The organism is Halosolutus sp. YCN4 (genome assembly GCF_059736495.1).
Genome location: NZ_JCASSM010000002.1, coordinates 128,574 through 149,455, shown reverse-complemented (window position 1 = coordinate 149,455; position 20,882 = coordinate 128,574). Strand labels below are relative to the sequence as shown.

Sequence of the window (20,882 nt, the reverse complement as noted above, 5' to 3'; positions counted from 1 at the left end):
CTGCTCAGGATGCGTCGGTTTGACACGATCGTCGTGAGCGGGACGATCGTCCGTTCGACGGTGGCGGAGACGAACCGTTCTGGTTCCCGTACCGGTGCACGGATTCGATCGAGTTACGCGGACGCGATCGGGGAGCGGTGCCGGAAACGGGACGAAGACGGCGACCGATCTACTGTCCGTTCAGCGTGATGTAGTCGACGCCGATGATCCGCTCGTCGCTTTCGAGTTCTTCTTTCGCTTCGTCGGGGACCTGACTGTCGACGTTGTAGACGGTCAGCGCCTCGCCGCCGATCGTCTCGCGGGCGTTGAACATGCCGGCGATGTTGACGTCGTGTTTGCCCATGACGCTCCCGATGAGTCCGATGACGCCGGGTTCGTCGGTGTTTCGCGTGACGACCATCTTTCCGTGGGGGATGGCGTCGACGCGGTAGCCGTCCACGCGGACGATTCGCGGGTCGTCGCCGGCGAAGAGGGTACCGTCGACGGTGACCTCGTTGTCGCCGTTGCCGACGGTCACCGAGACGAGGCTCTGGAAGTCCTCGGCCTGCCGGGTCTTCGACTCGGTGACGTCGACGCCGCGATCCTCGGCGATCTGGGGCGCGTTGACGGCGTTGACCTGCCACTCGAGCGGTTCGAAGACGCCTTTCAGTGCCGACGCGGTGACGAACTCGACGTCCTCGTCGGCGATGTCGCCCTCGTAGGTGACCTCGACGTCCTCGATGCGGCCCTCGAGCAACTGGGCGGCGACCTTGCCCGCGGTCTCGGAAATCTCGATGTACGGTTCGAGACGGGGGAAGGCGCTCTCGTCGATCGAAGGCGCGTTGAGCGCGTTCGCGACGGGTTCCCCGGCGAGCGCGGCGATGACCTGGTCTGCGGTGGAGGTGGCGACGTTCTCCTGGGCCGCTTCGGTCGAGGCCCCGAGGTGGGGCGTGACGATGACGTCGTCGTGCTCCAGCAGCGGCGAGTCGGCCGGGAGCGGTTCCTCGGCGAAGACGTCAAGCGCCGCGCCGGCGAGGGTGCCGTCCTCGACTTTCGCCGCGAGCGCGTCCTCCTGGACTATGCCGCCGCGGCCGACGTTGACGAGGTGCCCGCCCTCGAGCAGGTCGAGTTCCGCCGCGCCGATCATCCCCTCCGTCTCGGGGGTCAGCGGCGTGTGGATCGTCAGGAAATCCGCGCGCTCGAGGCACGGCTCGAAATCGACGAGTTCGGCGCCGAGGCGATCGGCGCGTTCCTCGGAGATGTAGGGGTCGAACGCGACGATGTCCATCCCGAGCGAGTCGAGTTTCTTGGCGACCTCCTGGCCGACGCGGCCGAGGCCGACGACGCCCAGGGTCTTCCCGTCGAGTTCCGCGCCGAGGTACTCGCTTTTCGCCCACTCGCCGTTCTTCAGGCGGATGTGGGCCTGCGGGATCGATCGGGCGGTCGCGAACGTCATCGCGACGGTGTGTTCGGCGGCCGCGCGCACGTTACCCTCGGGGGCGTTGGCGACGATGACGCCCTCGTCCGTCGCCGCGTCGATGTCGATGTTGTCGACGCCGATCCCCGCGCGGCCGACGATGACGAGGTCTTCGGCCGCCTCGAGTACCTCCGCGGTGACCTCGGTTCCGGAACGGACGATCAGCCCGCTCGCGTCGGAAACCGCCTCGAGGAGGTCCTCGCCCTCGAGTTCGTAGCCCGTTTCGACCTCGTGGCCGGCGTCTCTCAGTACGTCCAGACCCGCGTCGGCGATGGGGTCCGTGACGAGCACTTTCATGCGCGAGACAATCGGGCGGAAGGGGTAAACCCTTCCGTTGTCGCCGCGTCCGGCAAAAACTACCTCCGGCGGAGTCGTTTCCGTACGTGCCCGGGATCGGCCCGACTCGATCGTGTCGACTGGTCGCTCGCGTCGTGACGAACGAATCGCCGACGCCGGGACAGTAATACGGGTCCCGTCCGAAAGCGCCCCATGGCCGACGGAACGGACGCCGATCTGACGCCCCAGTCGGCGTTTTCCGCACTCGCCAACGAGGTTCGCGTCGAGATCCTCCGAACGCTCGGCTCGGCGCCGACGTCGATCGAGGACCTCGAATACGTCCCGATCGATCGCCGAGACGCATACGGACTGCAGTATTCGACACTCAGAGAGCGCGTCGGCGTCGACGACAAGGGTCGGTTCACCTACCATCTCACGCAGTTGACCGGCACCTTCGTCGACCACTGCAACGGCCGGTACCAGTTGAACTGGCTCGGCCAGTTCGCCTATCGGTTTCTCGTCGCGGGCGCATTCTCGTCGACTCCGACCCGTCGCGAGTTCGAGACGGACGCGGCGTGTCCGCGCTGCCGGTCGGTGGTGCGAGCGCGATACACCGAGGAACAACTCTTCTTCATCGACTGTCCTGACTGCGACTGCCGTCTCGCGATGACCCACGTTCCGGGCCGAACGAACGGGGAACGATCGAGAACGGCGCTGCTCGACGCGGCGGCCCAGCGGTTTCGCGCCGTCCTGTTCTCGATCAGCAACCGGCTCTGTCCCTGGTGTGCCGGCGAACTCGAAACGACGATTACGCTTCCGGAGGGCGACGACTCGTTTCTCTCGCGGTACCGGGATCAACCGATCGTCGCCGTCCGGTGTCGGGACTGTGCCGGCGTATACTTCCCAACCGTCGGGGAGACGCTGGTGGTTGCACCGTCCGTCGTCTCGTTTCTCCACCGACACGGCATCGACCCGTCCGATCGCCCCCCTTGGGAGTTCCCGTTCGCCGTAGACGGCGATCGAACGGCAGTCATCGAGCGCGATCCGACGCGGGTGGCGGTGACCGTCCGGGCCGGGGAGGACGAACTGACCGTCGTCGTCGACGAGTCCCTCGAGACCGGCGTCCGGAGATGAAATCAATTTCTCCGAACGCTTTAGTCGCAAGTTGCCGTATCGATCGTCCATGTCGCCCCACGATCCCTTGGGGAGCGAGCGCCGTCGTCTTCGGGAACCCGCCGGCCCGGACGAGCGGTTGATCGACGCGATCATCTACTACGGACTCGCACAGGTACTGATACTGACGGTGCTGATGCTCTGGTTCGTCTTCCAGTCGGCTGTTCACCGCGACTCTCACGTGATCGGCAGCATCGTCGTCCTGGCGCTCTTACCCACGTTGATCGGACTCCGACGGCGCGACCTGATCGGCGGCGATCGCGAGTGGCCGCGGATCGAGGCGGTGACGCTCGGGATCGGTGGCGGATACCGGCTGCTGCTCGGTCGTGCCGTGTTCCTCTCCGCCGTCGTCGGTCTCGGGACCTACGGTGCCGGCGTCGCGGGCATGGTCGCGGACGGCCCGATTCTCCCTGCCGTCGTCGCCGCCGGTCTCGTCGCCGGCTGCGTCGCCGTCTTCCCTGCCATCTCCGGAACGGACCGGCGGGCGCGCAGGGGCCGGTTCGCCCTGTATGCGACGGCCCTCGTCGGGGGGTATTACTTCGGCGCGCCGTTCGACGCCTCGATCGGCTTCCACTCGGCGGTCGTCCTGTACCCGACGCTGGTCGCGCTCGGCGTACTCGATCTGGCGATCGGTGGCGAGTCCGGGACGGGACGGTAGCCGGCAGGCAGTACGCCGCTTTTCAGTTCAGAGTGTAATCAAGACGACGCCGACGACGACCAATGCGGCACCCGCCACGACCCCGCGGGTCACCCGTTCGAGGTCGCGTAACAGGACGGCGGCGAAGAGCAACGTGAACAGCGGCGCGGTCGCGACCAGCGGATCGACGATCGCGATCCGACCCGCCTCCAGGCCCAGCGCGGCCATCAGCGAGAGCATCGCGACCGTCGTCAGGAGTCCGCTGCCGGCGAAGTACCGGTAGGACGCTCGCGGTCGTTCGAGCACGTCGCGGCCGTCGGTGGCGACCACGAGTGCGACGAGCGCGACCAGTCCTACCGTTTCGTTGATCGCGACGGCCTCGAGCGCCGAGAGGGGCGTCTCGGTCATCCCGTACCGTCGGCTGACGTTCGCCACGGCGAAGGTGGCCGCAGCGGCGATCGGCCACAGCAGGTCGCGTGGCTGCCAGCCGCCGAGGTCGCCGCCCTTCGAGACGGTCAGCAGGGACAGGCCGGCGACGAGGACGACGATGCCGACTCCCGTGACCGGCCCCAGCGGTTCGCCGAGGAAGACGAGCGCGATCAGCGTCGCGAACAGCGGGCGCGTGCTGAGAATCGCGCTGTTGAGGCTCGCGCCGACCCGATCGACCCCGACGAAGATCGTGATCCGCCCGAGCGCGGTCCCGACGACGCCGGCGAACCCGAAAATCGCGATCGCTTCCGTCGTCAGCCCGGAAAACGCCGATCGGCCGTGGAGGACGGCGATGACGAGCCAGTAGATCGCCGAGTCGACGATCACGACGACCAGCGACGCCTGGACGGACCCGCCGCCCGCCGCCATCCCGCGCTTGTCGAAAATCGGCGCGATCCCCCAGAGAAGCGCGGGGAGGAGCGCGAGCGCGACGACCTCGACCGTCGCGCTCGTCACGCCACCACCGGGAACGCGATCGGCGGGCGTTCCCGCGACAGGACTGTCATTGTCGCCACTGGTGACGCTCGAGCCAAAGACGTTGCGATGACGGCGACTCCCGGCCGCCATCGGCGGTCCCGTTCCCAGGTCACGGGAGCGGGACGTGGATTTATTCGGTTACTCGACGAACATATTCGCATGTACGATCGGATCCTCCTGCCGACGGACGCGGAGAAAGGGACGGAACTGGCGACCGACCACGCGATCGCGCTCGCAGAGCACACCGGGGCCGCGTTGCACCTGCTGTACGTCGTCGACAGCGACGTCTACAGTTCCTACACCGGCGACGAATACGTTCACGAGTTCGAGGGGCTGGAGGCCGCGCTCGAACAGGTCGGCGAGGACGCGCTCGAGGCCGCCGCGGAGGCCGCGCGGGAGGCGGGACTCGAACCCACGGTGGCCGTCAGGCACGGCCGGCCCCACGAGGAGATCCTCGATTACGCCGCCGACGAGGACGTCGACCTGTTGATCATGGGCTCGAAGGAACGATCGGGCGAGTACAGGCGACTGCTCGGTAGCGTTACCGATCGCGTCGCGCGGCTGGCCTCGCGGCCGGTGACGATCGTCAAGACGCCGATCGAGGAGTAATTCGTCGGGGCCGGAGTTCGCTTGCGACGCGGCTCCGTCAAGCGGGGTTGGATTCGTCGGTGGGTGCCCGATCGCGCTCGAGCCACCGCGGAAGGACGGCGATGGCGGCTCCGATCCCCGCGAAGACGACGACGGTGACGGCGACCGTGAGGACCGTTCCGGCGTCGACCGAGACGGCGATCTGCCCGGGTTCGCCGTTTGCGCCGACCGGTTCGTCTTCGGGCGTCCACGTGGCAACCTGGGCGAGTCCGATCGCCAGTACGACGTACGCCACTCCCATCGACCCGATCGCCTGCCACGCCTCGGCGCGGGTTTCGAGTCGGGCGTACCTGACGAGGAGGTAGCCGGAAAGCGCCAGCACGACGATCGGGACCAGCGAAGTAACGTGGGAGGTAAGCCCGGCGTACGTTGCGTACCCGGCCTGTAGTTGCTCGCCGCCCTGTTCGATCGACGCGCCGTGACTGCCGAGCGTCGAGAGTGCGGCGATCGCCACCCGGCTGGGCTCCGCTTCCATGCGAGCGAACGCGCCAGTGGCGAACATCGACCCGACGAGGTGGTAGATCACCGCGAAGACGACCGCGAACGCGCTTGTACCCGCACAGAACCCCGCGATCCAGGGCGGGACGGTCGTAGTCGACTGTGGCGTCTCGCCGTCGTCCGGCGGTTCCGGTTCGTCGGTCGTTCCGGTTCGATCGCTGTCGCCTTCGGTATCCGACTCGTCGTCGAGGGGCGGGCCCTTGTCGTACTCGAGGTGGGGTCCAGATGACATATACGCGGTCACCGAGTCCTGGGAAATAATCATTTCGGTCAGGTGTTTCGGCCAACCGCCTCTCCCGTGGCGCCCCGTCGGTTCGGGCCGCGTCCGATCGCGCGCCACACTGGCCGAAACCTGAACTGGTTTATCCGGGGCGCGACAAGCGCCGAGCGATGACAGTCGTCGCTTTCGACTTCGACGGGACGCTTTCCGACTCCGAGATGACCGTGTTGCTCGGCGATCGCTGCGACGTTGCCGACGACATGGCCGCCATCACCGAGCGCGCGATGAACGACGAGATCGGCTACGCCGAGAGCCTCCGCGAGCGCGCGGCCTTGCTCGAGGGCCTCCCCGCGGACGACGCCGCGGCCGCGTTCGACGAGGTCGAACTCCGGCCGGGTGCCGCCGATCTGATCGCCGAGTTGAACGAGGCCGGCGTCACCACGGCCATCCTGACGGGTGGGTTCGAACGCGGCGTCGCGGCCGCCCTGGAGCGCGAGGGGGTCACCGTCGATCACATCGTCTCGAACCGGCTGCCGATGACCGAAGACGGAACGGAACTCACGGGTGCCGTCGAGGGGCCGCTGATCGAGGGGACCAAGGACGACGCCCTCGCGAATCTGGCCGACGAGGTGGGTGCCGTCATGGCCGAGACCGTCGCGATCGGCGACGGGGCCAACGATTTGCCGATGCTGCAGGTCGCCGGCCTCTCGATCGGGTTCCAGCCGAAACCGGCCGTCGAACCATACTGCGAAGTCGTCGCGACGTCGATGGCCGAGGTCCGCGAGACGCTCCTCGAACGGGATATCCTCGACTAGTCCTCATTCCGCTGGACTGTCTTTCTCGGCGGTCTATCCGGTTGATCCCCCTCTTTCCGGACCGAGGGAGTTATTAACTCGAGACCGAGTAAGTGGTTTTGATGATGTGGCAAGACTTCGTCTTCATGCTCGGAAGCGGGCTCTCGATCGTCTTCCTCGCACCGACGCTCCGTGACGCGACGGCGAACGTCCCGCTCGGGACGAGCCTGCCGTCGATGGGGATCGGGTTCGTCTACGGGCTGACCTTCCTCTCGCTCGGGATGGCCTTCTCCGCCGCCGGTGCGATCGCCGCCGGGTCGATGTGGGCCCTGATCGCGCTCGTCCGCTCACCGCAGGGTCTCTCCGGCCGACTCGCTCGCGTCGAGAGTCCCGCCCTGTTCGCCCGCGACCTCCAGCGCTGGCTCGCTCGCCGTCGTTCCGGCGGTCTGGCCGTCGAACAGTACGTGGCCGTCGATCGTCCCATCGGTCGCGATACGGGATTCTGAGTCGGTTTCGAACGGGGTCTCGCGATCGACCGCGGCGACGGAACACTGCCCGGAAATCGCTTCGATTCCGTACGTGTACTCTTCGATCCGTGCCACGACCCGATCGACGGGGCCGGCCGGCCGGCGAGCGATCCACCGAGGAGTCCGAACGGCGCCGGACAGAGGATACCGAGGTAGAGCACCGCCGGGGTGCGGCGTTGTCACTCCGAAAAGAGACTCGTGTGGACCGGTGCGAACGACTCCGACTCGTCGTCGGTCCCGGAGTCGGTGTCGGAAATCGTGCGACCGGCCAGGCCGGTCTCGAGCAGGTCGGAGACCGGCGGTCCGACTTTCTCGGGTTCGACGAGGAAGGCGTCGTGGCCGTGGTCCGACTCGACGACGTGGTGGGCGACGTCGACGCCGGTCTCCCGGCAGGCCTCTGCCAGCGCCTCGGCCTGCTCGACGGTGAAGTGCCAGTCGCCGGTGAACGACATGACGAGCAGTTCGCCCTCGAAGGCCGCCAGCGCGTCGGCGTCCGACTCGTAGCCGGCCGAGAGGTCGAAGTCGTCCATCGCCCGGGTCATGTAGAGGTAGCTGTTCGCGTCGAACCGATCGGTGAACTTCTCGGCCTGGTAGTCCAGGTACGACTCCACCTCGCGGTAGGGGAAGAAGGCGGCGGCGGGATCCGGCGGTTCCTCGCGAACCGCCTCGCGACCCGCGGAGCGGCGGCCGAACTTGCGCCCCATCGATTCCTTCGAGAGGTACATGATGTGACCGATCTGGCGCGCTCGTGCGAGGCCGTCTTCGGGTTCCGGGCCGCCGTAGTAGTGGCCGCCGTTCCAGTTCGGATCGCTCGTGATGGCGCGCCTGGCGACGGTATCGAGCGCGAGACACTGGGGGTCGAGGCGGGGGGCGGTGGCGACGGCGGCCGCGCGTTCGACGTCGTCGGGATACCGTCGCAGCCAGTCCAGCACGTTCATCCCGCCGACGCTACCGCCGACGACGGCGTGGAGTCGACCGATGCCGAGTTCGTCGAGCAGCCGTCGCTGGGCGCGGGTCCAGTCACCGACGGTCACGGGAGGGAAGTCGGTGCCGTACGGTTCGCCCGTCTCGGGGTTCTCGCTGGCGGGACCCGTCGTCCCGTAGCAGGAACCGGGGCTGTTCGCACAGACGACGAAGTACTCGGTCGTGTCGATCGCCTTCCCGGGGCCGACGACGTCGCCCCACCAGGCGCGGGCCTGGCCCGCCGTCTCCCCGCCCGCGTCCGGCCGCCGGGCGACGTGGGCGCTCCCGGTCAGCGCGTGACAGACGAGGACTGCATTATCGCCGGTGAACTCGCCGTAGGTCTCGTAGGCTACCTCGAGTGTCGGGATCGACTCGCCGGAGAGAAACTGGAACTCCCCGAGATCGGTCACGTTCTTCGTCGTCATGCGTCCCCTCCGGGCCCGTCGCTGATCTGCGTCGCGGTCTCGATCGCCTGCTCCAGATCCGCCAGGACGTCCTCGGGGTTTTCGATCCCGACGGACATGCGGATGAGGTCGTCGGTGACGCCCGCCTCTTCGCGCTCGTCCGGGGTAAGCTGGCCGTGCGTGGTGCTCGCGGGGTGGATCACCAGCGTCTTCGCGTCGCCGATGTTCGCGAGGAACTGGGCGACCTCGACGTTCTCGCAGAAGACCTTGCCCGCCTCGTAGCCCCCCTCCAACCCGAAGGCGATCATGCCGCCGTAATCCGAGAGGTAGCGCGAGGCGTTGTCGTGAGTCTCGTGGCTCTCCAGCCCCGGGTAGGTGACCCACGCGACGTCTTCGTGCTCGGCGAGGTAGTCGGCGACGATCGCCGCGTTCTCGCAGTGTTTCTCGACTCGCAGGGGAAGCGACTCGACGCCCTGGAGGGTCTGCCAGGCGTCGAACGGCGACTGCTGGTTGCCGAGGCTTCGGAGCGATCGGTACCGGGCGGCCGCGGCGAAGGGTGCCTCGGGGAAGTCCCGGGAGAAGTCGACGTCGTGGTAGGCGTGGTTCTGGCCGGCGATCTCGTCGTAGCCGTGCTCGCCCCAGGGAAACGATCCGCCGTCGACGAGCACGCCGCCGACCGTCGTGCCGGATCCGTGGAGCCACTTGGTCGTCGACTCCCAGACGACGTCGGCGCCGTGGTCCAGCGGGCGACACAGCGCGGGCGTCGCGAAGGTGTTGTCGACGACGAGGGGGACGCCGTTGTCGTGAGCGATCTCGGCGACGCGCTCGAAGTCCGGCGTCACGAGCGACGGGTTGCCGATCGTCTCGACGTGGACGAAGGCGGTGTCCGCGTCGATCGCGTCCTCGTAGGCGTCGTACTCGAGCGTGGGGACGAACCGGGACTCGATGTCTCGCCGACTCGCCGTCTTCGAGAAGTAGGCCGTGGTTCCGCCGTAGGTGTCGGTCGAACAGACCACGTTGTCGCCGGCCTCGGCGAGGAGCAGGACTGCAGAATCGAGCGCGGCCATCCCGCTCCCCGTCGCGACCGCGCCCGCACCGCCTTCGAGGGCGGCGAGTCGATCCTCGAGCGTGGTGACTGTCGGGTTGGCGATCCGGGAGTAGATGTAGCCGTCGTCCTCGAGCGCGTAGCGGGCCGCGGCAGTGTCGGCGTCCTCGAACACGTAGGAGGTGGTCTGGTGGATCGGCGGTGCCATCGCGCCCGTCTCCGGATCGGGGGTCTGTCCGGCGTGGACGCTCCGTGTGCCGATTCCCGGCTCCGGCGATCCGGTGTCGGGCCCGTCGCTCTCGTCGTCGCTCATGTTTAGTGTGCATACTTCTCCACGTTCATATGCGTCTCAGTAACGGCAAAAACCGCTGGTCGTGCCTGCTATTCACACCCGTGATCGTTCCTCGATCGATCGGTCGACCGAAACGCGCCGGCGGTTCAAGACGAACGGTTTGATAGGCTCGTGGCGCCAACGCAAGCGCGTGCAGTCGAGTGATCGCGATCGGGTCGTGCTCGCCGCCGTCGTCTTCGCGGTGCTGTTCTCGCAGGTGTTGCTCTATCCGGGCGTGGCGACGCTCGTCGAGACCCTGGGAGCGGACGCGACGACGTCGCCGTTCGCCGAGACGGCCCTCGACGCGAGCATGTGGTTCCTGGTCGCGGAGTTCGCCGCCTACGTGGCGTTCGTCGGCGTCTGGGGGGTCGCCAGCGACGCGACGGGTCGGCGACTGCCGTTCATCGTCGCCGGGGCGCTTGCCGGTGCGATCGGCTACGCGGCGCTCGCCGTCGCCCCCGCACTCGGGTCGATCCCCTTCGAGGGCGTGCTCGTCCTGCGAGTCGTGCAGGGTGCGATGACGATCGGCGCGTTCTCGCTGACGATGACGATGCTGATGGACTTAGACGGGGGCCACGGCCGCAACATGGGTGCTGCCGGGATCGCGATCGGGCTGGGGGCGGCCCTCGGCGCGCCCGTCGGCGGCCGGTTGACCCAATTCGACCCGATCGCGCCGCTGGTCGTCGCTGGCGGCCTGCTCGTCTGCGTCGGCGGGCTGGTCTCGCTCGTCGACGATCGCGCGCCGAGCGAGCGCCGGACCGCTCGCGCGCTCGTCGAGGGCGTTCGACGGCGGCCGACCCTGTCGATTCCCTACGCGTTCGGGTTCGTCGACCGGCTGACGGCCGGTTTCTTCGCGCTCGTCGGTACCCTCTACTTTCAGGAGGCGTTCGGCGTCGACGCGGCGGCGACCGGCCTGTTGCTCGCGTGCTTTTTCGCCCCCTTCGCCCTCCTGCAGTACCCGATGGGCGCGCTCTCCGATCGGATCGGCCGGACGCTCCCGATCGTCGTCGGGTCGCTGTGTTACGGGGGCGGCATCCTGGCGGTCGGTGCCGCGCCGTCGGTCCCGGCCGCGGCCGTCGCGATGATCGTCGTGGGCGTCCTCGGCGCGCTGGTCGCCCCGGCGACGATGGCGCTCGTCACCGATCTCGCCGACGAGAGCGAGCGCGGCGTGGCGATGGCCGGATTCAACCTCGCCGGCAGCCTCGGCTTCCTCGGCGGGTTTCTCGTCGGCGGCACCGTCGCCGGCACCTACTCGTACGAACTCGCCTTCCTCGTCGTCGGCGGACTGGAGATCGCGATCGCCGTCGTCGCGGTGCCGGCGTTCGTGCGCCTCTCTCTGAACCGGCCCGGGGGACTGGGGACCGGCGGCAGAAATGACGCCTAACTGGGAGTAATGGTTCATTGTCGGACACGACGAACCGCTAATATGACGGGTTCGTGGTCAATTCTGCCGCGATTCTGTGGCATGAGAATACATCACTAGGCGGCGATAGAGCGTGTTAATTTTTATGTACTCAGTCCCAACCCACTGTTGATGACACGAGACAGCACTATCTCGCGGCGCAAGACGATGAAACTTGCGGGAGCGACGGCGGCAACCGCACTCGTCGCAGGCTGTTCCAGCGACGACGGCAACGGCGGCGACGGCGGCGACGGCGGCGACGGCGGCGGTGGCGAGGGTCCCTACGAGATCGATCCGGACACAACGATCGAACTCAAGGCCAACGTCGGCGGCTGGGAGGGCGTTTCGCCGTCTTCAATCGAGGGCGTCCAGAACCCGACGCTCGTCCTCGAGGCGGACGCGGACTACGAAATCGGCTGGAACGAAGGCGACGGATCCGAACACAACATCCAGCTTCGTAACGAAAGCGACGACGTCGTCGAGGACTACGAGACGGAACTGTCCTCGGAAGGCGGCGACGACCAGTTCATCTCGTTCACGGCCACCGAGGAAATCGTCAAGTACCGGTGCCAGCCTCACTCGGCGATGGAAGGCGAGATCCAGGTCGAATAACGGGTTTCCGCGGTTCTTCTTTCATTTTCTTCGCCGCCCGCCAGCGACGGTACCGTTAGCATAGCGCTGTCGCCACCCGATCGTTTATCATCTGCCGAGGAACAGTTGTCGTATGAGACTGAACAGTAAATTGTCACGACGGGCCACGATTCGACTGGCCGGCGCGTCCGTGTCGGCGACGCTGGTCGCAGGCTGTCTGGATTCGTACGACGGGGGTGCGACCGCGGGCGACACCGATCCCGACAGCACGGGGGAGGACGAGGCGGACGGCTCCGAGGACGCGACCGAGGCCGAGGATGAGACCGGGACCGAGGACGACGACGAAAGCGACGGTACGGACGCGGCCGACGCCGACGACGTGACGGAGATTCTACTCGAGGCCCGAATCAGCGGCTGGATCGGGGTCGAACCCGCCCCGATCGCTGGCGTGGGAAACCCGACGCTCGACCTCGCGGCGGGGGACACCTACAGACTCGGGTGGGTGAACGGCGACGGACAGACCCACAACCTCCAGCTCGTCGACGCAGACGGGCGGGTCGTCGACGACCTCCGCACGCCGCTGACCGACGATCCCGAGGCCGAATCGGATCCGCTCGAGTTCACCGCCACGGACGAACTGGCAAGGTACCACTGCGACCCACACGCGAACACCATGCGAGGGCCGATCGAGGTCGGTGCGGATTCGTTCGGCGACGAGAACACCACCGAAGACGACGGGACCGAGGACGGCGACGACCCCGAGTTCGAGATCGAATCGGGAACGCGCGTCGAACTCGTCGGCGAGATCCCGGGCTGGAAGGGCCACGCACCCGGCGCGATCGAGGGCCAGGTCAATCCGACGCTCGTCCTGCGGGCGGGCGAATCGTACGAGATCGGGTGGGTGGACGGCGACGGTACCGCCCACAACGTCGAAATCCGCGACGAAAACGGCGAGGTGGTCGACGACCTGCAGACCGACGTCGTCACCGAACCCGACGGTGACGAGGCATTTCTCGCGTTCACGGCCAGCGACGACATGCGGCGGTACGTCTGCTGGCCCCACGAGTCGACCATGCGTGGCGAGATCGTCGTCCGTTCCGACTGACCCGCTCCGACGCCGTCCTCGTCGCCGTGCGTCGTCCACTCTTCGTCGCTGTGGATCGATCCGATCGCGGGGTCGTCCGTACTGTCTGCGGGACCGACCCGTCCGTCCCGTCTGCGAGACCGGTTCCTCGTGTCTGGTCACTTACTAGCATGGGGGAAATAACTCATGTTATTTGTTACCGTGTATCTTCGAATTTGGTACTCTGAGCCACTCTTCTCCCCGAATAACAACATACAAGTGCGCGAGTCACGTTTCGTATTGAAATGACTGCGAAGCGAGATCTACTGCTGTTCGTCGCGCTCGCGATCGCCTGGGGGACCGCCTTCGGCGCGATCGAGGTCGGTCTAGCGACGTTGCCCCCGATCCTCTTTGCCGCGCTGCGACTCGACGTCGCGACCCTGCTGTTCGTGGGGGCCATCGCTGTCCTCGGCCTCGAGTGGCGGCCCCGGACCCGCGGTGACGTGACCGCGATCGTCGTCACGGGCGGGCTGATGGTCGGGGCCCACTACGGACTGCTGTTTCTCGGCCAGTCGCACGTCTCGAGTGCGGTCTCGGCGATCATTCTCAGCCTGACACCGATCGTGACGCCGCCGCTCGCGATCGCCCTGCTCCCGCAGGAACGGCTCCGCGCACCGGCCGTCGTCGGCCTGCTCGTCGGCCTCGTCGGGGTCGTCGTCATCGCGGTCTCCGGCGGCTCGCTCGACGGCCAGGTTGTCGGCGTCGCGTTGCTGTTCGTGGCCGCGTTCGTCTTCGCGCTCGGCTCGGTCATGACCGAGCGGATCCAGGGGACCCTGCCGGTGATCTCGCTCCAGACGTGGGCGATGGCCGTCGGCGGGGGCCTCCTGCACGGACTGAGTTACGTCCACCCCGGCGAAACCGTGCCGACCACGGCGACGGCGTGGACGCCCGCGACGATCGCCGCGCTCGCGTACCTGGCGGTCGTCGCCACGGCCGGCGGCTTCCTCGCGTACTTCGTCCTGCTCGAGCGGGTCGGCGCGAGCCAGTTGAGCCTCGTCAACTACGCCACGCCCGTCGTCGCGTCGCTCGTCGGGTGGGCCCTGCTGGGCGAGTCGATCACGCTCGCGACGGTCGGCGGGTTCGGGCTGATCGTCCTCGGCTTCGCGCTCTGTCAGCTCACGACGCTCTGGCGACTCGCGACCCCGATCGCCGGCTACGGCCCGCGGCGGCGATCGACCGCGGCGAACGGCGTCGTCGTCAGGGGTAACGTCTACGAGACCGGGCGCGAGACCGGCCGATCGCCGCCCGTCGCACCCGCTGCGGACTGACGCGGTCCGACGGCGGTCGCTCACCTGCGGCATTCACAAGTACCATACCGTCTCGCGACCCAGTAAGCCGTACTCAGGTGGATTCCGTGACCGAGAAACGCGAATACAGAGACGACTATCCCGAGAAGACGCTGTACATTCCGGGTCCGACCGAAGTGCGCGAGGACGTCATCGCGGAGATGAGCCAGCCGATGTTCGGCCACCGGATGGACCGGATGACCGACCTCTACACGACGATCGTCGAGGACACGAAGGAGTTCCTCGGCACCGAGAACGAGGTCGTCATCCTCACGGCGTCGGGCACCGAGTTCTGGGAGGCCTCGACGCTCAACCTCGTCGACGAGAACATCCTCGTCCCGACCTGCGGGAGCTTCAGCGAGCGCCACGCCAACGTGGCCGAGCGACTGGGCAAGGACGTCGATCGGCTGGAGTACGACTGGGGACAGGCGATCAAGCCCGAAGACATCCGCGAAGCCCTCGAATCGAGCGACAAGCACTACGACGTCGTCGCGACCGTGATGAACGAGAGTTCGACCGGCGTCCGCAATCCCGTCGAGGAGATCGGTGACGTCGTCGCGGAGTACCCGGACACGTACTTCGTCGTCGACGCCGTCTCGGCGCTGGGTGGCGACTACGTCGATATCGACGACCACAGCATCGACGTCATCTTCGCGTCCACGCAGAAGGCCTTCGCCATGCCGCCGGGGCTCGCGGTGTGCGTCGTCAGCGACGACGCCTACGAGCGCGAACTCGAGAAAGGTTCGGCGTCGTGGTACGGCGGCTTCCAGCGGACGATCGATTACTACGATCGAAAGGGCCAGACCCACTCCACGCCCGCGATTCCGATCATGCTCGCGTATCGAAAGCAGATGAAGTACATGCTCGAGGAAGGCCACGAGGCGCGCGACGAGCGCCACCGCGAGATGGCCGAGTACACGCGCGAGTGGGCTCGCGACCACTTCGACACGTTCCCCGAGGAGGGCTACGAGTCCCAGACGGTGGCCTGCATCGAGAACACCCAGGGCATCGACGTCGCCGAGACCATCGAGACCGTCTCCGAGGAGTACGACATGGTCTTCTCGAACGGATACGGCTCGCAACTCGGCGAGAAGACGTTCCGCATCGGCCACATGGGCGAACACGACCTCGAGTCGATCGAGGCGCTGACCGACGCGATCGAGGACGTCGCCGGGCTGTAGGTCGGTCGCTCGCGAGTCCTTCGCCCGCTGGCTCCGGCTTCTCTCTCGAGAACGGACGGTCGAATAGACAGCCGGTAGCCGTGAGTACGCCCCGAGTGACACGAGGCGCTCGAACCGGGAAAGGGCGGGCATTCGGATTCGCTTGCGGAACCAGTGTTGCCGAGTGAACAGCGCCGCTGTGCGCCGCTGTGAGCGCAACGCAAAAGTTCGATTTATTGGATGTGGCCTTCGCGGCGGAGCTGGTCGGCCTCGCTCTTCTCGTAGCGCCAGCTGATGTCCGCCTTCTCGTCCTGCCAGTCCCACGGCTCGACGAGGACGACGTCGTCCTCGCGGATCCAGATGCGTTTTTGCATCTTGCCGGGAATGCGGGCGGTGCGCTCTTTCCCGTCTGCACACCGTACTTTGACGCGATTCGCCCCGAGCATGTCCGTGACGGTCGCGAAGACCTCGTCGTCCTCCGGCATTCGGAGGTTCTTGCGACCGCCCTCGTCGTCGCTCATGGCCCCACGTTGTCGTTCGATCGGTTTAACCCTTTACCGATCGCTTCTCGCAATCGCCACCCGTCGGCGCGACCGAAGCCGAACGGCGAAACCACGTCGTTTATTTCTGTCGGGTTTCCAGACCTGACCATGATACGGAATCTCGGCCCGCTCGGAATCGTCGGACTGCTGATCGTCATTGCCGGCATCGGCCTGATCGCCTGGGCGGATCCGGTCGTCGCGGCCGGGATGGCGCTCGTCCTCGCCGGCCTCGGCCTCGTCGTGAAGGCGCTGATCTCGAACGTGCTCGGTGCCTGGGGGATGCTGTGACGCGATCGGTGCTGACGCTGTGACGTGGCCGACCGCCCCGAGGAACCAATCATTTTCCGCCTCGGTCTCCTCGTGTTCGTATGAGCTACTCGCTACACTACTACGACCTCGTACTGGTCTGTATCGCCGCGAGCCTCGGCTCCGGTGCGCTGATCGGCTACGCGACGCCGATCGCGATCGAACGGTCGCTGGTCGCTCTCGGCCTCGTCGCGATCGGCTTCATCGCACACGCGCTGTTCGTCAACGGCCCGGTCGACGAGCCGACGGATCTGACCGAGGAAGTCGCGGTCGAGGAGGTCCCGCAGGTCCTATCGCCGCTGGACACCTCGGAATAGGACCGTACAGGTTCGAACGGGCCAGCTACGCCTCGTTGTCGCCCGCCCGGTGCTCGCTGATGAGTCGATCGACCATCTCCAGTTTCCGATCGCGCTTGCGGGCCTCTGCACGGTCGTGCCAGTCGTCGATGACGGCCTCGACGTCGTCCTCGCGGGCGACGGCGAGTTCGTCGACCTCCTGCATGGCGACGTCGCCTGCGGGGCCGACCGGGATCTCCTCGTCGAAGAGGATCTCGTCGGCGATCTCGGAGAGCCCGCCGTCTTTCAGGATGACGCGCGGCTCGAAGTCCGCGAGCAGTTCGGCCGTCGATCGGCCGGCGCCGCTGGCGTCGCGCAGGTGGACGACGTCGCCGGGCGCGATACCGTACTGCTCGTCGGCCTCGCGGATCGCGCCCTTCGTGAACTTCTCGACGACCTTGACGGGGACGAGCCCCTCCTTCTCGGCGGAGACGTCGCTGAAGTTCGAGTGGTCGAGCTTCCAGAGGGCTTTCATCCGATCGACCTTCTTCTCGAGCGCCGCGGCGTCCTCGCGGGCCTCGTCGCGCTCGCGCTCCAGCCGGTTTGCCTTCCGCTCGAGGCGGTTCACCTCGCGGTCCCGGCGGACTTCCTTGCGCTCTTCCCGGCGGGCGGCGTCGAGCTCTCGCTCGAGTTCGTCGATCCGGTCGTCTCGCTCCTCGAGTCGATCCTCGAGTGTCTCGACGTGGGACTGGAGCCGATCGACCTGCCGTTTCAGGTCCTTGATCCGCTTTTCCTCCGCGCTGAGTTCGCGGGGTTCGTGTTCGGTCGCGTCCTCGTCGTCCGTCTCGTCGTCCTCGAGATCGGTGAGGACGGCCTCGACGCTCTCCTCGCCGGCGACGACCCGGGCGGTGACTTCGCCCCGATCGACGCCCTGCGGGAGTTTCCGCGCGATCCGCTCGAACTGGTCCTCGTGGGCGTCGACGGCGAACAGCGCGGCGGCCATCGCGTCCCGCTGGTGGTCGTCGTCGTAGGGATGTCGGCGCGTGCGGTGCTGTTTCTCGTCGATCGGAAGGTCCGACGCGGGCGTCCAGCCCGCGGCGTCGAAGCTTCGGCGGAACTTCTCGACCGTCTCGGGGATCGGCGTCACGTCGGCGGCGACGATGATCGGGCGACCCCGCTCGACGATCCACTCGATCACGTCGGCGGTGTCGCTCGTGCGGGAACTCCAGACGTCGAGCACCTCCCCTTCGAGCGAGACGATCGCGACTGCGGTCGTCGTCCCCGGATCGATCCCGACGACGACGTGGTCGCGGCGCTTCGCCAGCGGGCGGAACTCGATGCCGTCCCGTCGTTCGCGTTCGATCTCGACGCGGACGTCGCCCGATCGGCTCCGGGAGACGGGGATGTCGCTCGGTTTCGCCTCGACGGTGAAGACGGCGTTGGCGTAGCCGCCGTAGGCTTCGCGGACGTCCCTCTCGTAGGCGAGGTTCGCCGCGTCGAGTTCGGACTCGACCTCGCGGGCGCGTTTCTTGACCGACCCGTGGATGCGCCGGGTGTACCGGTCCTCGCTCCAGCCACCCTTTCCCGTAGAGCGGCCTCGGGAGACCTTGACCTCGGTCGTGTTCGTGAAGGCGGAGACCTCCTGGCCGACGCTGTGGGCGGCCAGACGCGCCGCGGCCTCGGCCTCCCGCATCGGCTCTTTCCCGTAGGGGATGCCGTGCCGTTTCGCGACGCGCGAGAGTGGCTCGGGCTGTTCGGCACCCGTGACCTGGACGAGCTTCGTCCCGGACGGGAGCGATCCCAGGAAGTGGATCAGCTGATCCTTGTCGGCCGCCAGCTCGTACATGTTGTCCGTCGCGACGATCGCCGGCTCCTCGTCGTCGATCAGTCGCCTGAGTTTCCGGTGCGTGACGACGTCGCGGCTGACGTCCTCGCCGTCGTAGACGACTAGCGCGTAGGAGGGTGCGTCGCCGCGCACGTCACCGCTCTGGACGTCGACACCGAAGACGACTGCGTCGAGCGCACTCGTTCGCGTACTCACGGGCAGGCATAGGGGCGAAGCAGGTATAAATCCGGCGCGGGTTCACAGGATCTCTCCGGGTCCCCACCGGCCGGACAGATTGCCGTTGCCCCCGAGTATTAGGGCCGCCGTCGCCGTGGCTGATCCATGGAGTACACGTCCCTCGGTTCGACCGGGATGGAGGTCAGCAAGATCTGTCTCGGCTGTATGAGCTTCGGGAGCGGCCGGGACTGGATGCTGGACGCGGACGAGAGCCGCGAGTTGATCGAACGCGCGATCGATCTCGGCATCAATTTCTTCGACACCGCCAACGTCTACTCGGCGGGCGAGAGCGAGGAAATCCTCGGCGACGTCCTCGCTGATTACGATCGCGATCGGCTTGTCGTCGCCTCGAAGGTTCGCTTCCCCGGCGCCGAAGACCACCGGAACGCGAGCGGTCTCTCCCGGAAGACGATCGAGCAGGAACTGTCGGCCTCGCTCGATCGGCTCGGGATGGACACCCTCGACCTCTACCAGATCCACCGCTGGGACCCCGACACGCCGATCGAGACGACGATGCGCGCGCTCGACGACGCGGTCCGCCGCGGGCAGGTCCGCCACGTCGGCGCCTCCTCGATGTGGGCCCACCAGTTCCTCGAGGCCCGCCGCGTGAGCGAGCGGGAGGGCCTCGTCCCCTTCGAGACGATGCAGAACCTCTACCACCTCGCGTATCGGGAGGAGGAGCGCGAGATGTACCCGGTCTGTCGAAACTACGACGTGGGGACGCTCCCGTGGAGTCCGCTGGGCGCGGGCTATCTCGCGCGCCCCCACGATGAGTTCCGGACCACGACCCGGGCCGACCACGAGATCGACAACGCGGGCGTTCCGTACCACGAGTTCCCCGCGAGCGAGGCCATCAACGAACGGGTCCAGGAACTGGCCGACGAGTACGACGCGACGATGGCCCAGATCGCGCTCGCGTGGCACTTCCAGAACGACAACGTCACCGCGCCGATCGTCGGTACCTCGAGCGTCGACCACCTCGAAGAGGCCGTCGAAGCGCTCGACATCTCGCTGTCGAGTTCGGACGTGGAGTACCTCGAGGAGCCGTACGAGCCAGTGCCGGTGTACGGGCACGAGTAAGGCGCGCTCACACCGTCGACTCCGCTACGACGTCTGAGGCGTCTCGTCAATCACCGTGGTCAGGGTACGGAATCTCGACCTCGTCCCCGTCGTCGGGCACGCACACCTCGCCGTCGAAGACATCCCGGGCCTGTTCCTCGTGGTCCGCGGTGTGTCCGGCGTAGCGCGAGGAGACGTGCATCAGGGCCAGTCGCTTCGCGTTCGCCCGGTTCGCGATCTCGGCGGCCTGCCGAGCGGTCGAGTGCGCCGTCTCGACGGCCCGATCGGCCCGGTCGGCCGCGAACGTCGCGTCGTGAATCAGCAGGTCGGGGTCGTCCGCGACCTCGATCGTCGCCGCGGTCGGCCGGGTGTCGCCCGTGTAGACGATCGATCGGCCGGGGCGGGGGTCGCCGACGACCTGTTCGGGGTCGACGACGGTACCGTCCTCGAGTTCGACGGACTCGCCCTCGTGGAGCCTGGAGAACTTTGGGCCCACCGGGACGCCGAGTTCTTCGGCCCGTTCGCGATCGAATCGGCCCTTGCGATCGTCCTCGACGAGGGCGTAGCCGACCGATCGGGTGTCGTGGTCGGTCTCGAACGCCCGGACCTCGTACTCCTCGGCGCGGTAGGCGACGTCGCCGTCGCCGACCTCGGAGATCCGCACGGGGAACGAGGGTCGGTTACCGAGGGCGTTCACGAACGACTTCAGCTGTCGGCGCGTCCCGTGGGGCGTGTGGATCGCCAGCGGCTCCTCGCGGTCGTTGAAGGCCATCGTCTGGAGCAGCCCCGGAATCCCCAGGACGTGATCGCCGTGGAGGTGCGTGACGAAGAGCTGCGAGATCGAGAACCCGGTTCCAAAGCGCATCATCTGGCGCTGCGTTCCCTCGCCGGCGTCGAACAGCAACCCCTCACCCTCGCGACTGACGAAGATTCCGCTCGGGTTCCGCTCGGTCGTCGGAACCGCTCCGGCCGTCCCCAGGAACGTCACGCGCAGTGGCATCGTTGGGGTGTCGTCGTGCGGTGGCTAAACCGCCTTCGGATTGACTCCTCGTGAACGGGGTCGCCAGGGTCCGACGGCGCTCGATCGCGGTCCACTCGGCGTCGGCCGGTACCGTCGGGTGCGTTCTCACCAGCCAGA

Annotated in this window: 21 protein-coding genes; 13 read left to right on the top strand and 8 right to left on the bottom strand. The window is 67.2% G+C overall.

Annotation, left to right across the window (positions count from 1 at the left end):
* Positions 1-169: 169 nt before the first annotated feature.
* On the bottom strand, positions 170-1,753 hold the full coding sequence (serA, locus tag AC6I6X_RS06925) for a phosphoglycerate dehydrogenase (RefSeq protein ID WP_497929788.1): 1,584 nt from the start codon (positions 1,751-1,753) through the stop codon (positions 170-172).
* 192 nt (positions 1,754-1,945) lie between these two features.
* Between serA and AC6I6X_RS06920 the strand changes: the two genes are divergently transcribed.
* Both AC6I6X_RS06920 and AC6I6X_RS06915 read left to right on the top strand, forming a co-directional pair.
* A complete protein-coding gene (locus AC6I6X_RS06920) occupies positions 1,946-2,866 on the top strand; it encodes a DUF7351 domain-containing protein (protein WP_497929787.1) in 921 nt (306 codons plus the stop codon).
* 49 nt (positions 2,867-2,915) lie between these two features.
* A complete protein-coding gene (locus AC6I6X_RS06915; protein WP_497929786.1) occupies positions 2,916-3,563 on the top strand; it encodes a DUF8215 family protein in 648 nt (215 codons plus the stop codon).
* Between the two features lie 27 nt (positions 3,564-3,590).
* On the opposite strand, the gene AC6I6X_RS06910 is transcribed toward AC6I6X_RS06915, so the two are convergent.
* Positions 3,591-4,487, bottom strand: coding sequence for an EamA family transporter (locus AC6I6X_RS06910; protein WP_497929785.1), 897 nt, complete (start codon positions 4,485-4,487; stop codon positions 3,591-3,593).
* 180 nt (positions 4,488-4,667) lie between these two features.
* Here AC6I6X_RS06910 and AC6I6X_RS06905 point away from each other — a divergent pair, with 180 nt between their 5' ends.
* Positions 4,668-5,117 carry a universal stress protein gene (locus tag AC6I6X_RS06905; RefSeq protein ID WP_497929784.1) on the top strand — a complete coding sequence of 150 codons (450 nt, stop codon included), beginning with the start codon at positions 4,668-4,670 and terminating at the stop codon, positions 5,115-5,117.
* A 37-nt stretch (positions 5,118-5,154) separates the two neighbouring features.
* Here the strand turns inward: AC6I6X_RS06905 and AC6I6X_RS06900 are convergent, their stop codons facing one another.
* Complete coding sequence (locus tag AC6I6X_RS06900; RefSeq protein ID WP_497929783.1) at positions 5,155-5,886, bottom strand: DUF7978 family protein; 732 nt, start codon at positions 5,884-5,886, stop codon at positions 5,155-5,157.
* Positions 5,887-6,044: 158 nt separating this feature from the next.
* On the opposite strand from AC6I6X_RS06900, the gene serB reads away from it, so the two are divergent.
* Both serB and AC6I6X_RS06890 read left to right on the top strand, forming a co-directional pair.
* A complete protein-coding gene (gene serB / locus AC6I6X_RS06895; protein ID WP_497929782.1) occupies positions 6,045-6,689 on the top strand; it encodes a phosphoserine phosphatase SerB in 645 nt (214 codons plus the stop codon).
* Positions 6,690-6,790: 101 nt separating this feature from the next.
* Positions 6,791-7,174 carry a hypothetical protein gene (locus tag AC6I6X_RS06890; RefSeq protein ID WP_497929781.1) on the top strand — a complete coding sequence of 128 codons (384 nt, stop codon included), beginning with the start codon at positions 6,791-6,793 and terminating at the stop codon, positions 7,172-7,174.
* 200 nt (positions 7,175-7,374) lie between these two features.
* On the opposite strand, the gene metX is transcribed toward AC6I6X_RS06890, so the two are convergent.
* The gene (gene metX / locus AC6I6X_RS06885) at positions 7,375-8,583 is read right to left on the bottom strand and encodes a homoserine O-acetyltransferase MetX (RefSeq protein ID WP_497929780.1); all 1,209 of its coding nucleotides are present in this window, start codon (positions 8,581-8,583) and stop codon (positions 7,375-7,377) included.
* Complete coding sequence (locus AC6I6X_RS06880; RefSeq protein WP_497929779.1) at positions 8,580-9,920, bottom strand: O-acetylhomoserine aminocarboxypropyltransferase/cysteine synthase family protein; 1,341 nt, start codon at positions 9,918-9,920, stop codon at positions 8,580-8,582. The genes metX and AC6I6X_RS06880 overlap by 4 nt, the downstream gene beginning before the upstream one ends.
* Positions 9,921-10,089: 169 nt before the next feature.
* On the opposite strand from AC6I6X_RS06880, the gene AC6I6X_RS06875 reads away from it, so the two are divergent.
* The 5 genes from AC6I6X_RS06875 (at position 10,090) to AC6I6X_RS06855 (ending at position 15,521) form a co-directional block, all read left to right on the top strand.
* Positions 10,090-11,322, top strand: a complete 1,233-nt coding sequence (locus AC6I6X_RS06875; RefSeq protein WP_497929778.1) for an MFS transporter — start codon at positions 10,090-10,092, stop codon at positions 11,320-11,322.
* A gap of 150 nt (positions 11,323-11,472) precedes the next feature.
* Complete coding sequence (locus tag AC6I6X_RS06870) at positions 11,473-11,952, top strand: cupredoxin domain-containing protein (protein WP_497929777.1); 480 nt, start codon at positions 11,473-11,475, stop codon at positions 11,950-11,952.
* Positions 11,953-12,064: 112 nt separating this feature from the next.
* Positions 12,065-13,036 carry a plastocyanin/azurin family copper-binding protein gene (locus AC6I6X_RS06865; RefSeq protein ID WP_497929776.1) on the top strand — a complete coding sequence of 324 codons (972 nt, stop codon included), beginning with the start codon at positions 12,065-12,067 and terminating at the stop codon, positions 13,034-13,036.
* Between the two features lie 263 nt (positions 13,037-13,299).
* The gene (locus AC6I6X_RS06860) at positions 13,300-14,322 is read left to right on the top strand and encodes a DMT family transporter (protein WP_497929775.1); all 1,023 of its coding nucleotides are present in this window, start codon (positions 13,300-13,302) and stop codon (positions 14,320-14,322) included.
* 86 nt (positions 14,323-14,408) lie between these two features.
* Positions 14,409-15,521, top strand: coding sequence for a pyridoxal-phosphate-dependent aminotransferase family protein (locus AC6I6X_RS06855; protein WP_497929774.1), 1,113 nt, complete (start codon positions 14,409-14,411; stop codon positions 15,519-15,521).
* 212 nt (positions 15,522-15,733) lie between these two features.
* Here AC6I6X_RS06855 and eif1A read toward each other — a convergent pair whose 3' ends face one another.
* Complete coding sequence (gene eif1A / locus AC6I6X_RS06850) at positions 15,734-16,021, bottom strand: translation initiation factor eIF-1A (RefSeq protein ID WP_497929773.1); 288 nt, start codon at positions 16,019-16,021, stop codon at positions 15,734-15,736.
* A 129-nt stretch (positions 16,022-16,150) separates the two neighbouring features.
* Here eif1A and AC6I6X_RS06845 point away from each other — a divergent pair, with 129 nt between their 5' ends.
* Both AC6I6X_RS06845 and AC6I6X_RS06840 read left to right on the top strand, forming a co-directional pair.
* Positions 16,151-16,330 carry a DUF7470 family protein gene (locus AC6I6X_RS06845; protein WP_497929772.1) on the top strand — a complete coding sequence of 60 codons (180 nt, stop codon included), beginning with the start codon at positions 16,151-16,153 and terminating at the stop codon, positions 16,328-16,330.
* Positions 16,331-16,410: 80 nt separating this feature from the next.
* Positions 16,411-16,665, top strand: coding sequence for a DUF8015 family protein (locus tag AC6I6X_RS06840; protein ID WP_497929771.1), 255 nt, complete (start codon positions 16,411-16,413; stop codon positions 16,663-16,665).
* 25 nt (positions 16,666-16,690) lie between these two features.
* On the opposite strand, the gene AC6I6X_RS06835 is transcribed toward AC6I6X_RS06840, so the two are convergent.
* Complete coding sequence (locus AC6I6X_RS06835) at positions 16,691-18,664, bottom strand: DUF460 domain-containing protein (protein ID WP_497929770.1); 1,974 nt, start codon at positions 18,662-18,664, stop codon at positions 16,691-16,693.
* Positions 18,665-18,790: 126 nt separating this feature from the next.
* Between AC6I6X_RS06835 and AC6I6X_RS06830 the strand changes: the two genes are divergently transcribed.
* Positions 18,791-19,765, top strand: coding sequence for an aldo/keto reductase (locus AC6I6X_RS06830; RefSeq protein ID WP_497929769.1), 975 nt, complete (start codon positions 18,791-18,793; stop codon positions 19,763-19,765).
* Between the two features lie 46 nt (positions 19,766-19,811).
* Here AC6I6X_RS06830 and rnz read toward each other — a convergent pair whose 3' ends face one another.
* Positions 19,812-20,744 (bottom strand): ribonuclease Z, encoded by a 933-nt coding sequence (gene rnz / locus AC6I6X_RS06825; protein WP_497929768.1) that lies wholly within the window; start codon positions 20,742-20,744, stop codon positions 19,812-19,814.
* Positions 20,745-20,882: the final 138 nt, after the last annotated feature.